The sequence below is a fragment of the Streptomyces sp. NPDC019224 genome (assembly GCF_040632605.1).
GTDB lineage: Bacteria > Actinomycetota > Actinomycetes > Streptomycetales > Streptomycetaceae > Streptomyces.
On sequence record NZ_JBEYCF010000074.1, the window covers coordinates 1 to 16,088 of the forward strand.

Annotated in this window: 19 protein-coding genes and 1 pseudogene; 13 read left to right on the forward strand and 7 right to left on the reverse strand. The window is 72.0% G+C overall.

What is annotated here, in order from left to right; translation table 11 throughout:
• Positions 1-145: 145 nt before the first annotated feature.
• From ABZ564_RS30615 to glnII, 3 genes are all read right to left on the reverse strand, one after another.
• Positions 146-748 carry a winged helix-turn-helix domain-containing protein gene (locus tag ABZ564_RS30615; RefSeq protein ID WP_360862461.1) on the reverse strand — a complete coding sequence of 201 codons (603 nt, stop codon included), beginning with the start codon at positions 746-748 and terminating at the stop codon, positions 146-148.
• Positions 749-1,058: 310 nt separating this feature from the next.
• Positions 1,059-1,970, reverse strand: a complete 912-nt coding sequence (locus tag ABZ564_RS30620) for a hypothetical protein (RefSeq protein WP_360862463.1) — start codon at positions 1,968-1,970, stop codon at positions 1,059-1,061.
• Between the two features lie 104 nt (positions 1,971-2,074).
• The gene (glnII, locus tag ABZ564_RS30625; protein ID WP_360862465.1) at positions 2,075-3,109 is read right to left on the reverse strand and encodes a glutamine synthetase; all 1,035 of its coding nucleotides are present in this window, start codon (positions 3,107-3,109) and stop codon (positions 2,075-2,077) included.
• An 86-nt stretch (positions 3,110-3,195) separates the two neighbouring features.
• Between glnII and ABZ564_RS30630 the strand changes: the two genes are divergently transcribed.
• The 3 genes and pseudogenes from ABZ564_RS30630 to ABZ564_RS30640 all read left to right on the forward strand — a co-directional run.
• Entirely contained in the window at positions 3,196-3,603 is a 408-nt protein-coding gene (locus ABZ564_RS30630) for a transposase (RefSeq protein WP_360862466.1), read from the forward strand.
• Between the two features lie 255 nt (positions 3,604-3,858).
• Positions 3,859-4,773 (forward strand): Gfo/Idh/MocA family oxidoreductase, encoded by a 915-nt coding sequence (locus ABZ564_RS30635; protein WP_360862467.1) that lies wholly within the window; start codon positions 3,859-3,861, stop codon positions 4,771-4,773.
• Positions 4,774-4,837: 64 nt separating this feature from the next.
• A pseudogene (locus ABZ564_RS30640) lies at positions 4,838-5,176 on the forward strand (alpha/beta hydrolase); the annotation flags it as partial.
• On the opposite strand, the gene ABZ564_RS30645 reads toward ABZ564_RS30640, so the two are convergent.
• Positions 5,173-5,541 (reverse strand): arsenate reductase family protein, encoded by a 369-nt coding sequence (locus tag ABZ564_RS30645; protein ID WP_360862469.1) that lies wholly within the window; start codon positions 5,539-5,541, stop codon positions 5,173-5,175. The pseudogene ABZ564_RS30640 and the gene ABZ564_RS30645 overlap by 4 nt on opposite strands.
• A gap of 142 nt (positions 5,542-5,683) precedes the next feature.
• Here ABZ564_RS30645 and ABZ564_RS30650 point away from each other — a divergent pair, with 142 nt between their 5' ends.
• On the forward strand, positions 5,684-5,965 hold the full coding sequence (locus tag ABZ564_RS30650; RefSeq protein ID WP_360862471.1) for a hypothetical protein: 282 nt from the start codon (positions 5,684-5,686) through the stop codon (positions 5,963-5,965).
• Positions 5,966-5,998: 33 nt separating this feature from the next.
• Here ABZ564_RS30650 and ABZ564_RS30655 read toward each other — a convergent pair whose 3' ends face one another.
• Positions 5,999-6,439 carry a hypothetical protein gene (locus ABZ564_RS30655; protein ID WP_360862473.1) on the reverse strand — a complete coding sequence of 147 codons (441 nt, stop codon included), beginning with the start codon at positions 6,437-6,439 and terminating at the stop codon, positions 5,999-6,001.
• A gap of 73 nt (positions 6,440-6,512) precedes the next feature.
• Positions 6,513-6,887, reverse strand: a complete 375-nt coding sequence (locus ABZ564_RS30660; protein ID WP_360862475.1) for a VOC family protein — start codon at positions 6,885-6,887, stop codon at positions 6,513-6,515.
• 533 nt (positions 6,888-7,420) lie between these two features.
• Here ABZ564_RS30660 and ABZ564_RS30665 point away from each other — a divergent pair.
• Positions 7,421-8,938, forward strand: coding sequence for a SulP family inorganic anion transporter (locus tag ABZ564_RS30665; protein ID WP_360862477.1), 1,518 nt, complete (start codon positions 7,421-7,423; stop codon positions 8,936-8,938).
• A 5-nt stretch (positions 8,939-8,943) separates the two neighbouring features.
• On the opposite strand, the gene ABZ564_RS30670 is transcribed toward ABZ564_RS30665, so the two are convergent.
• On the reverse strand, positions 8,944-10,218 hold the full coding sequence (locus ABZ564_RS30670; RefSeq protein ID WP_360862479.1) for an MFS transporter: 1,275 nt from the start codon (positions 10,216-10,218) through the stop codon (positions 8,944-8,946).
• 161 nt (positions 10,219-10,379) lie between these two features.
• Between ABZ564_RS30670 and ABZ564_RS30675 the strand changes: the two genes are divergently transcribed.
• From ABZ564_RS30675 to ABZ564_RS30710, 8 genes are all read left to right on the forward strand, one after another.
• Positions 10,380-10,916, forward strand: coding sequence for a GNAT family N-acetyltransferase (locus ABZ564_RS30675; RefSeq protein WP_360862480.1), 537 nt, complete (start codon positions 10,380-10,382; stop codon positions 10,914-10,916).
• Between the two features lie 358 nt (positions 10,917-11,274).
• A complete protein-coding gene (locus ABZ564_RS30680; protein ID WP_360862482.1) occupies positions 11,275-11,778 on the forward strand; it encodes a hypothetical protein in 504 nt (167 codons plus the stop codon).
• Positions 11,775-12,002 (forward strand): hypothetical protein, encoded by a 228-nt coding sequence (locus ABZ564_RS30685; RefSeq protein WP_360862484.1) that lies wholly within the window; start codon positions 11,775-11,777, stop codon positions 12,000-12,002. Before ABZ564_RS30680 ends, ABZ564_RS30685 begins: the two co-directional genes overlap by 4 nt.
• On the forward strand, positions 11,999-12,364 hold the full coding sequence (locus ABZ564_RS30690) for a hypothetical protein (protein ID WP_360862485.1): 366 nt from the start codon (positions 11,999-12,001) through the stop codon (positions 12,362-12,364). Before ABZ564_RS30685 ends, ABZ564_RS30690 begins: the two co-directional genes overlap by 4 nt.
• Complete coding sequence (locus tag ABZ564_RS30695) at positions 12,361-13,125, forward strand: hypothetical protein (protein ID WP_360862487.1); 765 nt, start codon at positions 12,361-12,363, stop codon at positions 13,123-13,125. The genes ABZ564_RS30690 and ABZ564_RS30695 overlap by 4 nt, the downstream gene beginning before the upstream one ends.
• Positions 13,122-13,430, forward strand: coding sequence for a hypothetical protein (locus ABZ564_RS30700; RefSeq protein ID WP_360862489.1), 309 nt, complete (start codon positions 13,122-13,124; stop codon positions 13,428-13,430). The genes ABZ564_RS30695 and ABZ564_RS30700 overlap by 4 nt, the downstream gene beginning before the upstream one ends.
• 77 nt (positions 13,431-13,507) lie before the next feature.
• Positions 13,508-13,831, forward strand: coding sequence for a hypothetical protein (locus ABZ564_RS30705; protein ID WP_360862491.1), 324 nt, complete (start codon positions 13,508-13,510; stop codon positions 13,829-13,831).
• Between the two features lie 87 nt (positions 13,832-13,918).
• A complete protein-coding gene (locus ABZ564_RS30710; RefSeq protein WP_360862492.1) occupies positions 13,919-16,054 on the forward strand; it encodes an FtsK/SpoIIIE domain-containing protein in 2,136 nt (711 codons plus the stop codon).
• Positions 16,055-16,088: the final 34 nt, after the last annotated feature.

The following is a 16,088-nucleotide window of genomic DNA, read 5'->3' on the forward strand; positions in this document are numbered from 1 at the left end:
CCGGCACACCGTTGCCCGGGCGCGGGGCGCGGCCCCCCCCCGGGCCGGGCGGGGCGCGCGGGCCTCACCGGGCCACCCGAGGCCGGCCCCCGCCCCCCGGTAGCGCGTACCGGGGGCCGGGGCCCGTCTCGTTTCGTTTCGCGGGTCAGGGCGTGTACTTGTACCCGACCCGGCGGACGGTCTGGATCGAACGGCGGTGCTCGGCTCCCAGCTTGCGGCGCAGCCGGGCGATGTGGACGTCGACGGTCCGGCCGTCGCCCACGTGCCCGTAACCCCAGACCGTGGTCACCAGCTGGTCGCGGGTGTGGACGCGGTGGGGGTGGGCCACCAGATGGGCGAGGAGCTCGAACTCCAGGTACGTGAGGTCGAGCACCCGCCCGTTCACCGAGGCGGAGCGCTGGACGGAGTCGATGGTCACCGGGCCCGCCGCCTCCGCCGGCGGCTCCGGCACCGCGTACTGGGCGGCGGCGGCAGCGAAAGCCGGCTGCTGGTCGGCGGGCACGAGCACCAGGTACCCGACCATCGGCGGCCGGCCCGGCAGGCTGGGCAGGGTGTGCTGGGGCGCCGGCAGCCAGGTCGCACCCGGCGTCAGGAGCGCGGAGACGTCGGCCTGCTGGACGGCCTCGCCGGGGGCGACGGCGCGCAGCCGGTGCCGGTTGGGGGAGTGGGAACGGACGGAAGCGGTCGCAGCGGCCACCGTCGGCGCTGCGGTGGCAGCGGCGGCGGAGAAGGAACGGGTGTTCGCCATGAGGGGTCAGCTCTTTCGCGCGAGGAGTCGTCGGTGGACGGACTTGCTGCGTGCGCGCGGACCGAAGGCCGGGTGAGCGGCTTTAGAGGGCCGGCGCGTTCAGCGCGCGGCAACACACCCGGTCGAAGTCGTGGTGCTGACGGGAAGGCCAGAACGGCTCGAGGTCGCTGCGACCTGTCGAGGTGTGCGGGAAACCGGCCATGCCCCCATTGAAGCAGAGAACACCGCCGGGCAGCAGATCCCTCTCACCCGTCGATACGGACCCTTCGCGTCGCGTTCCTCACTCCGGGCCCGTACGGAGGCAACCGGCCTATCCCACCAGCCGCTTGCGCCAGTCCAGGCCCGTCAGCTCGATCGCCTCGTCCGGCGAGCCGTCCCATTCCACGGTCAGCCCCGCCTCGGCCAGCGCGGCCGCCACCTCCCGGCCCACCGCGGCGGTCGTCTCCGCGGAATCGTCGAACCCGCCGTAGTACAGCGTGAGGCCGTGCCCGGCCGCCGCGCTCTCCGTGCCCTGGAGGTGGAAGAAGACGAAGCCCCGAGCGTCCTCGCGCCCGGCCGCGTATATCTCGCTCAGCCCGCACGAGCGGCAGCACGTGAAATGCTCCCGGGCGGTGATCCCACGCCCGTCCAGCGCGGCGAACGCCCGCTCCAGCCGGTCCGGGTCCGTCACATCCGTCCAGCCCCGCTGCTCCTCGACCCGCTCCAGCCAGAGCCGCACCACCAACTCCCGCGCCTGCGCCGGGGAAACCGGCCGCACCCCGTCCTTCACCAGGTGCTCCTCGGCCGTCTCGGTGAGCGTCCGCACACTCCCGTAACCGCCGCGCAGCAGCTCCCGCACCCGGGTCTCCACCTGCTCCCGGATCTCCTGGGCGAGCTCCGGCACGGGCTCCGGCTCCGGTATCCCGGCGCTCTCCCAGGGGGTCCCCGCGTCCCAGCCGGGCTCCTGGCGCGCCCAACGCGCCATCAGCCCGGCGACCCGCCCGGGATCGTCGATGACGGCCCGCACATGGCTCGACGCCGGGCCCGTACGGTGCTCCAACTCGTAGCTCCCGCCCGCCTCGTGCCACACCTGGATGAAGGTGCCGGGGATGTCCGGTATCCGCTGGACGACCAGGAAGCGGTCACCGGAGCCGCCGATGCGGCACACCAGCTCGCCGAGCTCCTGTTCGGAAACCCGGGTGCGGGTCTGCTGGTTCTCGGTCTCGACCTTGATGCTGAGCATGCGACCAGCCTGCCACGCCCCACTGACAACGCCCGCGCGCGAACGACGGGAGGCGCCCACCGCGCGACATGCGGTGGGCGCCTCCCGTGACGTACGGGGCGGGATCAGACCTGGTCGGCCTTCTCCAGCGCCGTGCAGCAGGTGTCCACGATCAGCCGCGTGACGACGTACGGGTCGACGTTCGCGTTCGGGCGGCGGTCCTCGATGTAGCCCTTGCGGTCCTGCTCGACCTGCCACGGGATGCGCACCGACGCGCCGCGGTCGGACACGCCGTAGCTGTACTCGTTCCACGGGGCGGTCTCGTGCAGACCGGTCAGCCGGTCGTCGATGCCCGCGCCGTAGTTCTTGACGTGGTCCATCGGCTTCGAGCCCTCGCCCAGCGACTCGCAGGCCGTGATGATCGCGTCGTAGCCCTCGCGCATCGCCTTCGTGGAGAAGTTGGTGTGCGCTCCCGCGCCGTTCCAGTCGCCCTTGACCGGCTTCGGGTCGAGGGTCGCGGACACGTTGAAGTCCTCGGCGGTGCGGTAGAGCAGCCAGCGGGCCACCCACAGCTGGTCGGAGACCTCCAGCGGGGACAGCGGGCCCACCTGGAACTCCCACTGGCCCGGCATGACCTCGGCGTTGATGCCGGAGATGCCCAGGCCCGCCTTCAGGCAGTTGTCGAGGTGCTTCTCGACGATCTGGCGGCCGAAGATCTCGTCCGAGCCGACACCGCAGTAGTAGCCGCCCTGCGCGGCCGGGAAACCGCCCTCCGGGAAGCCGAGGGGCCGGTGGCCGTCGAAGAAGGTGTACTCCTGCTCGATGCCGAAGATCGCCTCCTGCCCGGCGAACCGCTCGGCGACCGGACGCAGCAGCGCCCGGGTGTTGGACGCGTGCGGGGTCATGTCGATGTCGAGGACCTCGCACAGGACCAGGACGTCGTCGCCGCCCCGGATCGGGTCCGGACAGGTGAAGACCGGCTTCAGCACCCGGTCCGAGGCGTGGCCCTCGGCCTGGTTGGTGCTCGAACCGTCGAAGCCCCAGATCGGCAGCTCGGCCACGTCGGACGACGGGCTCCCGGACATGATCTTGGTCTTGGAGCGGAGCTTGGCGGTCGGCTCGGTGCCGTCGATCCAGATGTACTCAGCCTTGAACGTCACGGAAGCCATCCTTTGCGGGCGCTGCGGTCTATGCGCTGCAGCTTCGCAAGGGGCGATTTCCCGACCGTTGCCCTCATGTGAACCCCGTGTTACCGAGGTTTCGGGCACGGGGCGGGGAAGCCCGCCGCGGCAAGGACATCAACCACAAGATCTCGAAGCGGATCGTGGCGGAGGCTGAACGCACCGGTCGCGGAATCGCCCTGGAAGAACTGACGGGCATCCGCGAGCGGGCACGGCTGAGAAAGCCTCGACGCACCACCTTCCACTCCTGGGCCTTCGCCCAGCCCGGCTCCTTCATCGTCTACAAGGCGAAGAAGGCCGGAGTGCCGGTGATCTGCATCGACCCGGCGTACACCAGCCAGGAATGCTCCCAGTGCCACCGCACCGCACGCGCAAACCGGCCTGCCCAGGCCCGCTTCGCGTGCAAGGCCTGCGGCTTCATCGACCACGCGGACGACAACTCGGCCCACAACATTTCCCGAAGAGGCGGATGACGTGGGTCCGCGGGGCCCAGTCAACGGCCCCAGCCCTCACGCTCATCGCGTAGGAGCCGGACGCAGCCGGTGTCCATCACGGCCCGTGATGACCCGAGCAGCAAGCCTGGGACTGGGGTCCCGGCTAGTCGACAGGCACGTCCCGGAAGTCGCACCGGAGTCCCGCGGCCGGCCCGGCCACGTGATTTCCCGGTCGCGGGCGGCGCCACCGCATCGTGCGGCCGGGCCCCCGACGCCACCCGGCAGACTGGACCCATGACGACACCCGAGACCCCCTTGCGCATCGGCCTCGCCGGCACCGGGCCCTGGGCCCGCAACACCCAGGCCCCCGCCCTCGCCGCACACCCCGGCGTCGTACTGAGCGGAGTGTGGGGCCGCCGGGCCGAGGCCGCCGGGGAGCTGGCCGCCGCGCACGGCGCCCCGGCCCACTCCGGCGACGCGGGGCTCGACGAGCTGTTCGCCACGAGCGACGCCGTCGCCTTCGCGCTGCCGCCGGACGTGCAGGCCCCGCTGGCCGCCCGCGCCGCCGCGGCCGGCTGCCACCTGATCCTGGACAAGCCCGTCGCCACCACGGTCGCCGGGGCCCGCGAGGTGGCCGAGGCCGCCGAGCGGGCCCGGATCGCCTCCGTCGTCTTCTGCACGCTCAGGTTCGCCCCGCGGTCCGCCGCCTGGATCGCCGAACAGGGCGCGGTGGGCGACTGGTTCACCGCCCGGGCCGACTGGATCGGCGCGCTCTGGGCCCCCGGCAGGGACAGCGAGTACGCCGCGTCCCCCTGGCGCCGCGAGCGGGGCGGCCTCTGGGACGTCGGCCCGCACGCGCTCTCGGTCCTGATCCCGGTCCTGGGCGACGTCACCGGACTGACCGCGGCCCGTGGCCCCTCCGACGCCCACCACCTCGTCCTGCGCCACACCTCGGGAGCCTCCAGCACGGTGACCCTGGCCCTGGGCGCGCCGATGGCCGCGGCCGGAGTGGAGGTCGTCCTCAGGGGTGAGCACGGCGTCGCCGCGCTGCCGAGGTGGGACGGCGCGGTGGACGCGTTCGCGGCGGCGGTGGACGCGCTGATCGCCTCGGTGCGCACGGGCGAGGCCCACCCCTGCGACGTGCGGTTCGGTCTCCGGCTGACGGAACTCCTGGCGGAGGCGGAGGCCCAGGCGCGGGGCGCGGAGTAGGGGAGCGGGGGTCAGCGGGCGGGGCCCACCCCGCCCGCCGGCCCCGCCCCGTCAGAACGCCGCCCGCACCCGCGCCTTCCTGGACTGGGAGACGGGCGGCGCCGCGCTCGACCCGCACTGGGTGCGGCTGCGCGAAGCGGCGGCCGGCTTCCCCTCGGCCCGCCCGGTCACCGGCCCCCGCCCGAAGCCGGAGGCCCTGCGCGCCCTCGCCGTACCGACCCTGATCCTGCTCGCGGGCGAGAGCCGCGCCCACGACGCGGCCAAGGCGGCCGCCGCCGCGCACCGGCTGCTGCCGCAGGCGGAGACGGCCGTACTGCCGGACGTCTCCCACCACGCGCTGCCCCTGCACGCCCCGACGGCCCCCGGCCTCAACCGCAGGATGGAGGACTTCCTCAGCTCCTAGGACGCCCCGCGCCCCAACGCGTCCCGGACCGCCTCCTCCGTGCGGCCGACGACCGCCGTGCCGTCCTCCGCCGTGATGATCGGCCGCTGGATCAGCTTCGGATGCCCGGCGAGCGCCGCGATCCACCGCTCCCGGGCATCCGCCTCGCGCGGCCAGTCCTTGAGGCCCAGCTCCTTCGCCTCCGCCTCCTGGGTCCGCGTGATGTCCCACGGTTCGAGGCCGAGCCGGTCGAGCACGGCCCGGATCTCGTCCGGCGACGGCACGTCCTCCAGATAGCGGCGGACCGTGTAATCGGCCCCCTCGGCGTCGAGCAGCCGCACCGCGCCGCGGCACTTGGAACACGCGGGATTGATCCAGATCTCCATGGGGCCAAAGGTACGGGACGGACCTCTGCGGGACGGTCGAAAGCCTCTCTGGCCAGGGACGATTGTCAGTGCCGGGCAGTAGAATGGGGGGTAGTTCGTGAGGGTCCTGATGAGTTCCGCCACTGTGCCAGGAGGTTGCCCCATGGCCGTTGCCGCAGTCACGACCAAGCCGCTCGACAAGCCCCTGCACCAGCCGCTGAAGAAGAAGCGGCTCCCCGCCGGCCGCCCCCGCGAGTGGTACGTCTCGCACAACCGCCGGCTGAAGGCGATGCGCCTGGCCATCGCCCTGCTCGACGCCGGCGTCTACGTCCCGTCCAGCGCCAGCAACGCCCGGATACGCACGGCCGCCGAGCGCCTCGGCATCCACCGGCCGTCCGACACCACCTGCCGCATGGTCCGCGCCCTCATCCGCTACGGCCGCTGACAGCTCCCGGCCGGGCCCCCGGGGGCCCGGCCCTCAGTACCCGTCGCACGTCGCCGTGGCGTACGCACCCGAAGCCGAGTCCGTACGCCGCGTACCGTCGTCCACGGTCACCGCACACGACACGCCCCCGCCGCCCCGCCCCACGCTCACCACGAACGAGCCGCCGCTCAGGAAGCCCTTCGTGTCCAGCTCCCCGGCCCACGGCAACGACCGCAGCGCCAGCCGCCCGGTCGACAGCTCCCCACCCCGCCAGGTGCTGTACGTGAGCACCACGTCCCGCGCGGTGCCCGTCACCTCGTACCGGATGTGCACTTTCCGCGAGCCCTCCGAGCGGAGCACGTCCGACAGCACCGCGGAGACCGCGCCCGCCGCGAGTGCCAGCAGCACGGCGACCAGCAACAGCACCCACGGCCACATCCGCCGCCGGGGAGGCGGCGGCGGGACCGGACCACCGGGCGGCGCCTGCTCACTCATCCCCCCAGCCTCGGCGCTCCGGCCCCGCACCGCGACCCCGCGGCGGCCGTCCGGCTGCCGTCCGGCTGCCGGGCTACAGGTACGGCCGGGTGATCAGCTCGATCGCGTGCCCGGCCGGGTCCTTGAAATAGACGCCCCGGCCGCCGTGCTCGGTGTTGGTCTCCCCGGGCCGCTTCATCTGCGGATCGGCCCAGTGCTCGACGCCGCCCTCGACCAGCCGCGCGTAAGCCCGGTCGAACAGCTCGTCGTCGAGGAGAAACGCGTAATGCTGCATCTGGATCTCCACCGGCGGCTCGGCGAACTGAAGCAGCACCCCGTGCTCGAGCTGGACGTTGACGAAGGGCCCCCACGACGGGGCCTCGCCCAGCTCCAGCAGCTCACGGAAGAACCGCGCGGACGCGTGGCGGTCCTTGGCGGCGATGATGGTGTGGTTGAACGAAACGGGCATGGTTGATGACCTCATCCTTCTGAACGGCTCGACACTCGGGAAGACAGCGCGGGTGTACGAGCCGGGGGAGGTCCCCGTGCCAGGTGGACGAAGCATCCGGCACGGCGCGTCCGGCGGGGGCTCAGCCCTCCACCGGACAGCCGTTCCGTGCATGGCTCATGGCCGATCCGGTGATCACGGACACGACCCTAAGGGGGATCGGGCGGGAAGGTACAGTGGTTTTGGCGCCCCGCAGCGCGCACGCCTGCACGGGTTCCGCGCACCCGGCGCGCGAGCCGGGGAGCGCCCCTGATTCCGGTGGACAGAGAGCGAGCGAGCGGATGCGCATGACGACGCACCGCGCCGCCGCCTCCCCGCCGTGACCCCTCACCCCTGAGCCTCCGGGCCCCGTCCGCGCGACGATCCGCCGGACCCGCCCACGGCCGGCCCCCGGGCCCCGCACGCACCCACGCGCCCGCCGGACCCCACCTTCCCCGCTGTCTACCCCCGCACGCCCTCTCCCACGGGCGCGCCCGACCGACAGGTACACCCTCTTGTCCTCCGCACCGCCCTCGACCGCGCCCGCTTCCTCGTTCCGCCTGCGCGCCCTCACACCCGACTGGATCTCCGACCCCAAGGTGTGGCGCACCGAGGTCCTCGCCGGTCTGGTGGTCGCGCTCGCCCTGATCCCCGAGGCGATCTCGTTCTCGATCATCGCCGGTGTGGACCCCGCGATCGGCCTGTTCGCCTCCTTCACGATGGCGGTCACGATCTCGATCGTCGGCGGACGCCGCGCGATGATCTCCGCCGCGACGGGCGCGGTCGCCCTGGTGACCGCCCCGCTCAACCGCGAGCACGGCTTCGGCTACCTGGTCGCCGGCGTCATCCTGGCCGGCCTCTTCCAGATCGTGCTGGGCGCCCTGGGCGTCGCCAGGCTGATGCGGTTCGTGCCGCGCTCCGTGATGACCGGCTTCGTCAACGCCCTGGCGATCCTGGTCTTCATGGCCCAGGTGCCCGAGATGCACGACGTGCCCTGGGCGGTCTACCCGCTGATCGCCGGGGGCCTGCTCCTGCTGGTCCTCTTCCCGAAGGTCACCCGGGTGATCCCGGCGCCCCTGGTCTCCATCGTGATCCTGACCGTCATCACCGTGGCGGCCGGCATCGCGGTCCCGACCGTGGGCGACAAGGGCGAGCTGCCCTCCTCGCTCCCCGTGCCCGGTCTCCCCGACGTGCCGTTCACCCTGGACACACTCACGACCATCGCCCCGTACTCCCTGGCGATGGCACTGGTCGGCCTCATGGAATCCCTCATGACCGCCCAGCTGGTCGACGACATCACGGACACCCGCTCCAACAAGACCCGCGAGTCCATCGGCCAGGGCATCGCCAACATCGTCACCGGCTTCTTCGGCGGCATGGGCGGCTGCGCCATGATCGGCCAGACGATGATCAACGTCCGCGTCTCCGGCGCCCGCACCCGCCTGTCCACGTTCCTCGCGGGCTCGTTCCTGATGGTGCTCTGCGTCGTCTTCGGCCCGGTCGTCTCCGACATCCCGATGGCGGCCCTGGTCGCGGTGATGGTGATGGTCTCCTTCGCCACGTTCGACTGGCACTCCATCGCCCCGAAGACGCTGCGCCGCATGCCGGTGGGCGAGACGGCGGTCATGGTCATCACCGTCGCCATCGTCGTCGCCACGTCCAACCTGGCGATCGGCGTCGTGGTCGGCTCGGTCACCGCGATGGTGATCTTCGCCCGCCGCGTGGCCCGCCTGGCCGACGTCACCGCGGTCATCGACCCGGACGGCACCCAGGTCGTCTACTCCGTCACCGGCGAACTCTTCTTCGCCTCCTCCAACGACCTGGTCACCCGCTTCGCGTACGCCACCGACCCCGACAAGGTCGTCATCGACCTGACCGCCACCCGCATCTGGGACGCCTCGTCGGTCGCGGCTCTGGACGCGATCGAGACGAAGTACGCCGGGCGCGGCAAGACGGTCGAGATCGTGGGCCTCGACCAGCCGAGCGCGGCCCTGCACCGCTCGCTGAGCGGCGAACTGACGGGCGGACACTGAGGGGGCTACCCGGCGTTCGTTCCGCTCTCCCCGGCCACCCGGGTGAAGGCCAGGACCAGGCTGGGGAGGGCAACGGCGGCCGACACCAGGAAAACCGCCTGCGGATCCCACCACAGGACGACGACCGAAGCCACCACGAAGCCGAGGACGCTGATGAAGTTGTCGGCCATCGTGTCGATGCCTTCGACCCGGCCGAGATACGCGGACGGAATCCTGCTCATGTACAGGGAGGTCACCGAGACGTTGTACGGGGCGTTGGCGAGGGCACTGACGGCGACACCCGTCCCCAGCACGTAGATGTTCGGCGCCACGCCCATGACCACCTGGGCCACGCACAGCCCCAGCATCGACAGCGCCATGAGCCGCCCCAGGAACGCCTGTTTCGCCAGAGCGGTGGCCAGCACCGCGGCTGTCACGGCGACCGCTCCGTTCAGCGAGTAGAGGTAGCCGAGAGCCGAGGTGTGGAGCGCGAAGGTGCGTGCGACGACGAAGATCAGACCGTAATTCGTGCAGGCGGTGAGGAAGGCGATCCCGTAGGACGCGAGCAGCAGCGCCCGGATCCCCTTGTCCTGCCGGATGATCCTGAGGCCGTCGACGAAGTCCGCCCAGGGGCCGGTGCTCCTTTTGCCCTCGCCCGCGGCTGATCCGGTATCCGCGGCCGGCGGCCCGGGCGCCTTCAGCACCCGGCGCAGGCAGCGGAGGATCGCGGCGGACGCGACGAAGGACGCGCTGTCGAGGACGAAGGCGAGGCTCGCGGAGCCGGTCGCGAGGGTGATCGCGGCGAGGGACGGCCCGACGATCTGCACGACCCACTGCCCGGTCTCCATGAGCCCGTTGGCGCGCGGCAGCCGCTCCTCGCTCACCAGCCGCGGCAGCAGGGAGAACGACGAGCTGTTGAAGAAGACGCCGACGCCGTTGCCCACCGCGATCAGTACGAGAGCGGGGACCGTACGGGAATCCAGGGCGCACCAGGCGAGTCCGAGGCCCACCCCCGTACGCACGAGGTCGGAGACCACCAGCACGTGGTACTTGTCGTAGCGGTCCGCGATGACGCCGGAGAGGCCACCGAGCAGCATGCCGGGCAGATTCGCCAGCAGCACCACGAGCAGCCGGGCGCCGGTCGAGCCCGAGGTGGCGTTGAAGATCCAGACGTTGACGGCGAGAAGCCGAAAACCGTCGCCCAGGGCTGACACGAGGAACGACGCGTAGAAGAGGCCGAAGGCGGCATGGCTCTCCCGCTTCTCGGCACTGGCCGCGCCGAGTCCGGCTCGTACGGTCATCGAGTCCCCGCCCCCGGGCGACAGCCGGCATCGTTGTGCCGCACATCATGTCCATGGCGGGAAGCCGCCGCAATCGAATTGAATGGCGGCCCTCACCAAGTCATCGAGGCCACGGGCACGAAGGCGTCCGAGGTCGTCAGCCGGATCGAGGAGTCACGCCGATGGATCTGAAAACGTACACGCACGTCGACGCCCCGGACGTGCGCTCCTTGCTCCTGGACATACACGACGAGGTCTACGCGGACGAGCCCGACCCGTTCCACTCGCGCGAGCGGTTCTCGTACTACGTCGACCTGTGGTCCGGGCGCGAGGACTGGCTGTGTGTCTCGGGCTGGGAGGACGGCGGAGCGGTCGGATACACGTACGGTTCGAGGTTCAAGCCGGGCGGCTGGTGGAAGGGCGCGGACCGGCCCAGGGATGTGCGCGGCCGGATCTTCGCCCTGTCCGAGCTGATGGTGCTGCCCCGGTGGCAGGGGACCGGCCGGGCGCGGCAGATCCACGACGCGCTGATCCACTCGGTCGAGGTCGACTTCGTGACGCTCCTGGTCGACTCCACCCACCCGAGGGTGCAGGCCCTTTACGAGAAGTGGGGCTACGAGAAGCGGGACGAGGCCAAGCCCTCCGACGACTCCCCGCTGTACGCCGTCATGGTCAGGACGCTGCGAGAGGTGCCTGCGCGGCTCCGCGGCGGGGGGTAGAGCAGAGCGCGCCCTGCCACTCTCCGCGGAGGGTGGCAGGGCGCGCTCTGCTCTGGCGAAACCGGGTCCGGATACGTCCCGGCCCCCACGATTTACAGGTCGAAGTACAGCTCGAACTAATCGCGCAGCGCCACGACCTGCGCAAACGCGCGGGACACCCGGCCTGACCTGCGGTTTGTCTACCCGTCAGAACCGGTTGTTTCTCATCGTTTTTCGTCGTCCGGCGGACTGTGTGCGGACTGACGCTCGCGGACCGCCTCGGTGACGCTGCGTCTCCCCGAGACGTGAACGGCGCCGCCGGTGCTGGAACACCGGACGACGCCTTGATCCGAATCCTTCGCATCAAGGAGTCCGAACCATGAGCCTTACCGTACCCACCCTCACCGCCGCCCAGCTTGACGGGCTTGCCTGCATCACCTGCGGGGCGGACGACACCGAGCAGCAGCCGACGGGTGACCGTTCCCCGTTCGGTGTGCAGCTGTTCGCCTGCACCGCCTCGTGCGTCCCCGGCGGGCGTCCCGCCGTGCAGTCCGCGCCCGTGTTCGTCGAGCACCCGCTGGACGACCGCGTGCCGCTGCTGTACGGCCGGCAGAACGGTGCCCCGGTCGTCACGTACGACCCGGCGCAGATCAGCTACGAGAGCGCCCGGGAGCTGTTCGCCGAGGCGCGCGCCCTATACCCGGACGCGCGGGCCGTCGCGTTCACCGACATCGGGTGCACCGTCATCAGGGACATCCCCGCCAACGAGCGGCCCGTCCGTATCGAGCAGCGCGGCAAGGGGCGCTGCGTCCTCACGTACGACGACACCCGGATCAGCAGCGAGCAGCTGCTCGAACTGCTCGACAAGGCGGTTGCCCCGTGAGCGTCGACACCAGCGCCCTGCACGCCCCGCTCTACGACCCGGCCCGCGACGGCGACACCTACGTGCCGCCCCTCGACGCGGCGCTCCGTCTCGCCCGGGCGACCCTCGCCGAGAAGGCGTCCGCGAACATCCACGACCACGACGAGATGCTTCGCGCTGCCGTCAGCCTGGAGATGCGCCTGCGGGACCTGGTCGCCGCCCTGGACGAGGAGGCTGGCCGATGACCGCGCCTCGCACCGTGACGGTGCCCACCCTCGACTGCGGCGACGTCACCGTTCCCGAGCCCACTTGGTGCACCGGGCACGCCGGCCAGCCCGTGAACGCGCTGTGCGACCTCGGGCACCGCGGGCCTGAGCACCACATCGGCAACGGCGACCAGCCGGTGTTTGTCGCCCAGCTGTCGCAGTACCCGCACGGCAGCGGCCCCCGCGACATTCACCTGTACGTCGAGGCCGTGGCCGAGGCCGCCTCGCTCGCCCCCGAGGGTGTCGAGGCCCTGGCCGCCGTCCTTACCGAGGCTGCCGACCAGCTGCGCCCCCTCGCACTGCAACTCGCGGTGCTCCGTGCCGAGGAGGCTGCCCTGTGAAGCGCGACCCGCTCGCCTGGGGTGCGCTCGCCGCGGCCCTGGTTGTCACCGCGTCCGCTGAGTACGCGCTCGCCCGCGCCGCCGGGTTCGGCCAGTGGACCGCCGCCGGTGTGCCGGCCGCGCTCGACATCTACGCCGTCCGGGCCATGCGCGCCCGCCGGGACGTGGCCGCGGTCGTCACCGCGATGATCCTCGTGAACGCCGCCGCGCACATGGTGGAAGCGGGGCTGCTCGCGGTGTCCTGGCCGCTGGTTGTCGGGGTCTCCGCGATCGCCCCGCTGGTCCTGTGGCGTGTTCACCGCCTCGCCGAGCAGCACGGCACGGCCCCCGCCGCCGTGGCCGCCGAGCCGGTGGTGAACACCGTGGTGGACCGGGTCACGGCCTCGGGTGAACACCCGACTGTGCCCCCGGTGTCCACCCCTGTCCCCGTGCACACCGAGGCAGTAGCCGAGGCGCCCGCGATCGGGGCGCCCGAGCCCGCCGCACCGCTGGTCATCTGCGGTGCGCACCGGGTGTTCACCCTGACGGCGCCCCCGGTTCCGGACCCGCCCGAGGAGAACGCCCGGCTGACTGCCGAGCAGGCGCGGGAGGTCATCGAAGCCGGGTGGGTGAACGGCGCCGGTGTACGGGAGACGGCCCGGCTGGCCACCCGGAGCGCCTCGTACGTCGCGAAGGTGTTTACCCAGCTGACCGAGGAGAAGGCCGCGGCCGCCGTACTGCCCGGCCCGCTGGTCCTGGTCACGAAGGAGGCGTCGGCATGAGCGACCTTGAGAAGGCTGCCCGGGACGCGGTCGACGCGCAGGTGAACAGTGAGCAAGTCGCGCTGATCCTCGCTGTGCTTCAGGCGCAGCAGCTCACCCAGCAGCAGGCGCCCGCTTGCCAGCACCCGCCTGCCGGCCGCGACTCGGGGTCCGTGGCGAAGTGGCTTGCGATCGGCGTGGGCGGGTCGGCGCTGCTGCTCGCCGTGGCCGTATCTGCGATCGCCGTCGCGATCTCCGCTGTGGCCCTGACCGTGTGCGTCCTGGTGCTCCGGTCGGTCTGGCAGGACGTGCGCCGGAAGGACTGACGGCTGCCCGCGGCGCCCGCCCCCATCGGGCGCCAAGGGGAGCCGGACAGCCCGGCCCATCACGAGAGGACACCGTCATGCACAGCTACACCCCCGCCGAGAAGCGGCAGCGCGCGAAGCTGTTCCGCAAGGGCTTCCGCCAGGCGCTCGCCGACTGCGTCGACCCGGCGCTGGAGCGGCAGATCGAGCGCATCGACGCCGCGGCCGCCGAGCGTGGGCAGCGGGAGCTGAACGCCCTGCACGCGGTGCGGGAGAAGGACCGGCAGGCCGTCGCCACCGCGAAGGCGCAGGCCCGTACTGCGGCGAGGGGGGACCGGGCCGCCGCGCGGCAGCGGGTCCGGGACGCCGAGCAGCAGCTGCGCCGTTCCGAGCGGGCCGTCAACAAGGCTGAACACCAGTAGCTACGCCGCGGGGCGGCCGCACACCGGCCAGGCAGTCGGCCGCCCCGTGCCACCTGACCACCCATGCGAGCAGCAGGAGACACCATCATGTCGGAGACCATCGCCCGCCCGGTGAACGGGCACACCCTGACCAAGCTGCACCCGATCCCGCCGGACGCCCTCGACACCGTGGCGCCCGAGGCCGAGGCGCCCGCCGTCCCGGACGTCGTCGAGGCCGTCGACCGGGCGGACAACCCGCTCGCCGACTGGCTGACCGTCCCGGACGCCCCAGTTCTGCCAGCGTGGGCGCGGTCAGCCGCCTCGATCCGGGCAAACGTCACGGCGTTCGTGCGCCTGTCCTGGTGGCACACCCGATACCACGGGGTCCGCACCCCGAAGTACCTGGTGCGGACCGTGCTGCTGGCCGCGCGCGGGTTCTTCCGGGCCACGGTCGGGCTGTGGCCGACCCTGTCGGCGCAGGACCACAGCGCCGCCGTGAAGGCGCTGCGCGCGCAGTCCCGGGCCCGGCCCGAGGATGTCGAGCTGGCGACCCGGTTGCAGAGCGCGCACGCGGAACGGACCCGCACCCGCCGTTGGCGGTTCGGCACGGCCGCCGTCGCAGTGGCCGCGGCAGCTGTTGGCATCGCTCTGGCCGACCCGCTGGTGCAGACGGGGGTAGCGGCCGCCGTCGTTACGCCGCTCGCCTACCTGGGCAGGGGGAAGGATGCCCAGTTCCTCGACCAGGGCGCCCCGCCGCTGCGCGTCGACATGTCCGCGCAGCAGCTCAACGACGCGTTGCGGGCGGCCGGCCTCCTGAAAAGCGGTCGGGGTGACGAGGACCCGCCGCGGGTGTCGTGCTCGATGGGGCCGGTTCGTGACGGCCGTGGCTGGGCGGTGATCTTCGACCTCCCCCGGGGCGGCGGCAAGACCGCCTCCGATGTGCTCGCGAAGCGGGAGGTCATCGCGCAGGAACTCGGGGTCGATGAGATCCAGGTCATCATGTCCCGGGTCCGTGCCGCCAAGGGCGGCAACGCCGGCCGGGTGTCCATGTGGGTCGCCGACGATGACCCCTACCTGGGCACGCCGAACCCGTCGCCGCTCGCCACGGCGGAACGGTTCTCGATCTGGGAGCCGATCCCGTTCGGGCAGGACGCGCGCGGCAACCGCGTCGAGGTGCCCGTCATGTGGCAGTCGCTGTTCTTCGGCGGCCTCCCGCGCCGCGGCAAGACGTTCACGCAGCGCCTCATGACGGCGGCCGGGCTGCTCGACAGTCACGTCCGGCACTACGTGGCCGACGGGAAGGGCGGCGCGGACTGGATGCCGATGAAGGCGGTCGCGCACCGCCTGGTCATGGGTGCCGAGGACGACGCGTGCCAGGCCCTCAAGGCCATGTTGCAGGAACTCCTGCTGGAGATGGAGCGGCGGTTCGCGATCCTGCGGGACCTGCCCACCTCGCTGTGCCCCGAGGGCAAGCTGACCCCGGACATCGTCGCCCGGCACAACCTGCCGGTCATCTTCGTCACGATCGACGAGTTGCAGGAGTACTTCACCGCGATGGAGCGCGAGGACCGCGAGCAGGTCATCAACGACCTGTGCCGCATCGCCCGCCGCGGCCCGGCCGCCGGGTTCGTCTCCAACTTCGCGTCCCAGCGGCCCGACGCCGAATCCGTGCCCGCCAAGCTGCGGGAGATCATCACCCTGCGCTACTCGACACAGGTCGTCGACCGCACGTCCTCGGACATGGTCCTCGGCAAGGGCAAGGCCGCCCAGGGCGCTGACGCCTCGGTGCTGTCCGAGGAACACAAGGGCGTCGGCGTCCTTGTGACCGGGCCCGCCTCGTACGTCACCGTGCGGGCCGACTACCTCGACGGGCCCGGCTTCGCGAAGCTCTGCGCCAAGGGGCGCGCCCTGCGCGAGGCGGCCGGGCAGCTCACCGGCGACGCGGCCGGCGACGTCACCGCCGCAGCCGACGCGGCCGGGCTGAAGATCCCGGCGATCCTTACCGACGTGCTGGAGGTCATGCGGCACAGCCCGCGCATGTTCACCGTCGACCTGCTCGCCGGGCTCGTGAACCTCGATGAGGATGTGTACGGCGACTTCAGCGCCGAGCGCCTGGCCGCCGAGTTGGAAGCGGCCGGCGTGAAGCGCACCAGCAAGCAGGTCAAGATCAGCGGGGCGAACGCCGCCGGGTACCAGCGCCGCGACATCGAGGGCGCCGCCCCCCTCGAATTCCTTCTCGGGTAGAGGGGGCTCCCCTTACCCGGGCCACCACAGAGCC

Excerpts from the sequence above, each read along its gene's own strand:
- ABZ564_RS30670 (WP_360862479.1), bottom strand. The coding sequence starts at position 10,218 with ATGACCGTACGAGCCGGACTCGGCGCGGCCAGTGCCGAGAAGCGGGAG.
- ABZ564_RS30650 (WP_360862471.1), top strand. The coding sequence starts at position 5,684 with ATGGCCGTTGCCGCAGTCACGACCAAGCCGCTCGACAAGCCCCTGCAC.
- ABZ564_RS30655 (WP_360862473.1), bottom strand. The coding sequence starts at position 6,439 with ATGAGTGAGCAGGCGCCGCCCGGTGGTCCGGTCCCGCCGCCGCCTCCC.
- ABZ564_RS30635 (WP_360862467.1), top strand. The coding sequence starts at position 3,859 with ATGACGACACCCGAGACCCCCTTGCGCATCGGCCTCGCCGGCACCGGG.
- ABZ564_RS30620 (WP_360862463.1), bottom strand. The coding sequence starts at position 1,970 with ATGCTCAGCATCAAGGTCGAGACCGAGAACCAGCAGACCCGCACCCGG.
- ABZ564_RS30700 (WP_360862489.1), top strand. The coding sequence starts at position 13,122 with ATGAGCGACCTTGAGAAGGCTGCCCGGGACGCGGTCGACGCGCAGGTG.
- ABZ564_RS30705 (WP_360862491.1), top strand. The coding sequence starts at position 13,508 with ATGCACAGCTACACCCCCGCCGAGAAGCGGCAGCGCGCGAAGCTGTTC.
- ABZ564_RS30675 (WP_360862480.1), top strand. The coding sequence starts at position 10,380 with ATGGATCTGAAAACGTACACGCACGTCGACGCCCCGGACGTGCGCTCC.
- ABZ564_RS30680 (WP_360862482.1), top strand. The coding sequence starts at position 11,275 with ATGAGCCTTACCGTACCCACCCTCACCGCCGCCCAGCTTGACGGGCTT.
- ABZ564_RS30660 (WP_360862475.1), bottom strand. The coding sequence starts at position 6,887 with ATGCCCGTTTCGTTCAACCACACCATCATCGCCGCCAAGGACCGCCAC.
- ABZ564_RS30645 (WP_360862469.1), bottom strand. The coding sequence starts at position 5,541 with ATGGAGATCTGGATCAATCCCGCGTGTTCCAAGTGCCGCGGCGCGGTG.
- ABZ564_RS30690 (WP_360862485.1), top strand. The coding sequence starts at position 11,999 with ATGACCGCGCCTCGCACCGTGACGGTGCCCACCCTCGACTGCGGCGAC.
- ABZ564_RS30615 (WP_360862461.1), bottom strand. The coding sequence starts at position 748 with ATGGCGAACACCCGTTCCTTCTCCGCCGCCGCTGCCACCGCAGCGCCG.
- ABZ564_RS30710 (WP_360862492.1), top strand. The coding sequence starts at position 13,919 with ATGTCGGAGACCATCGCCCGCCCGGTGAACGGGCACACCCTGACCAAG.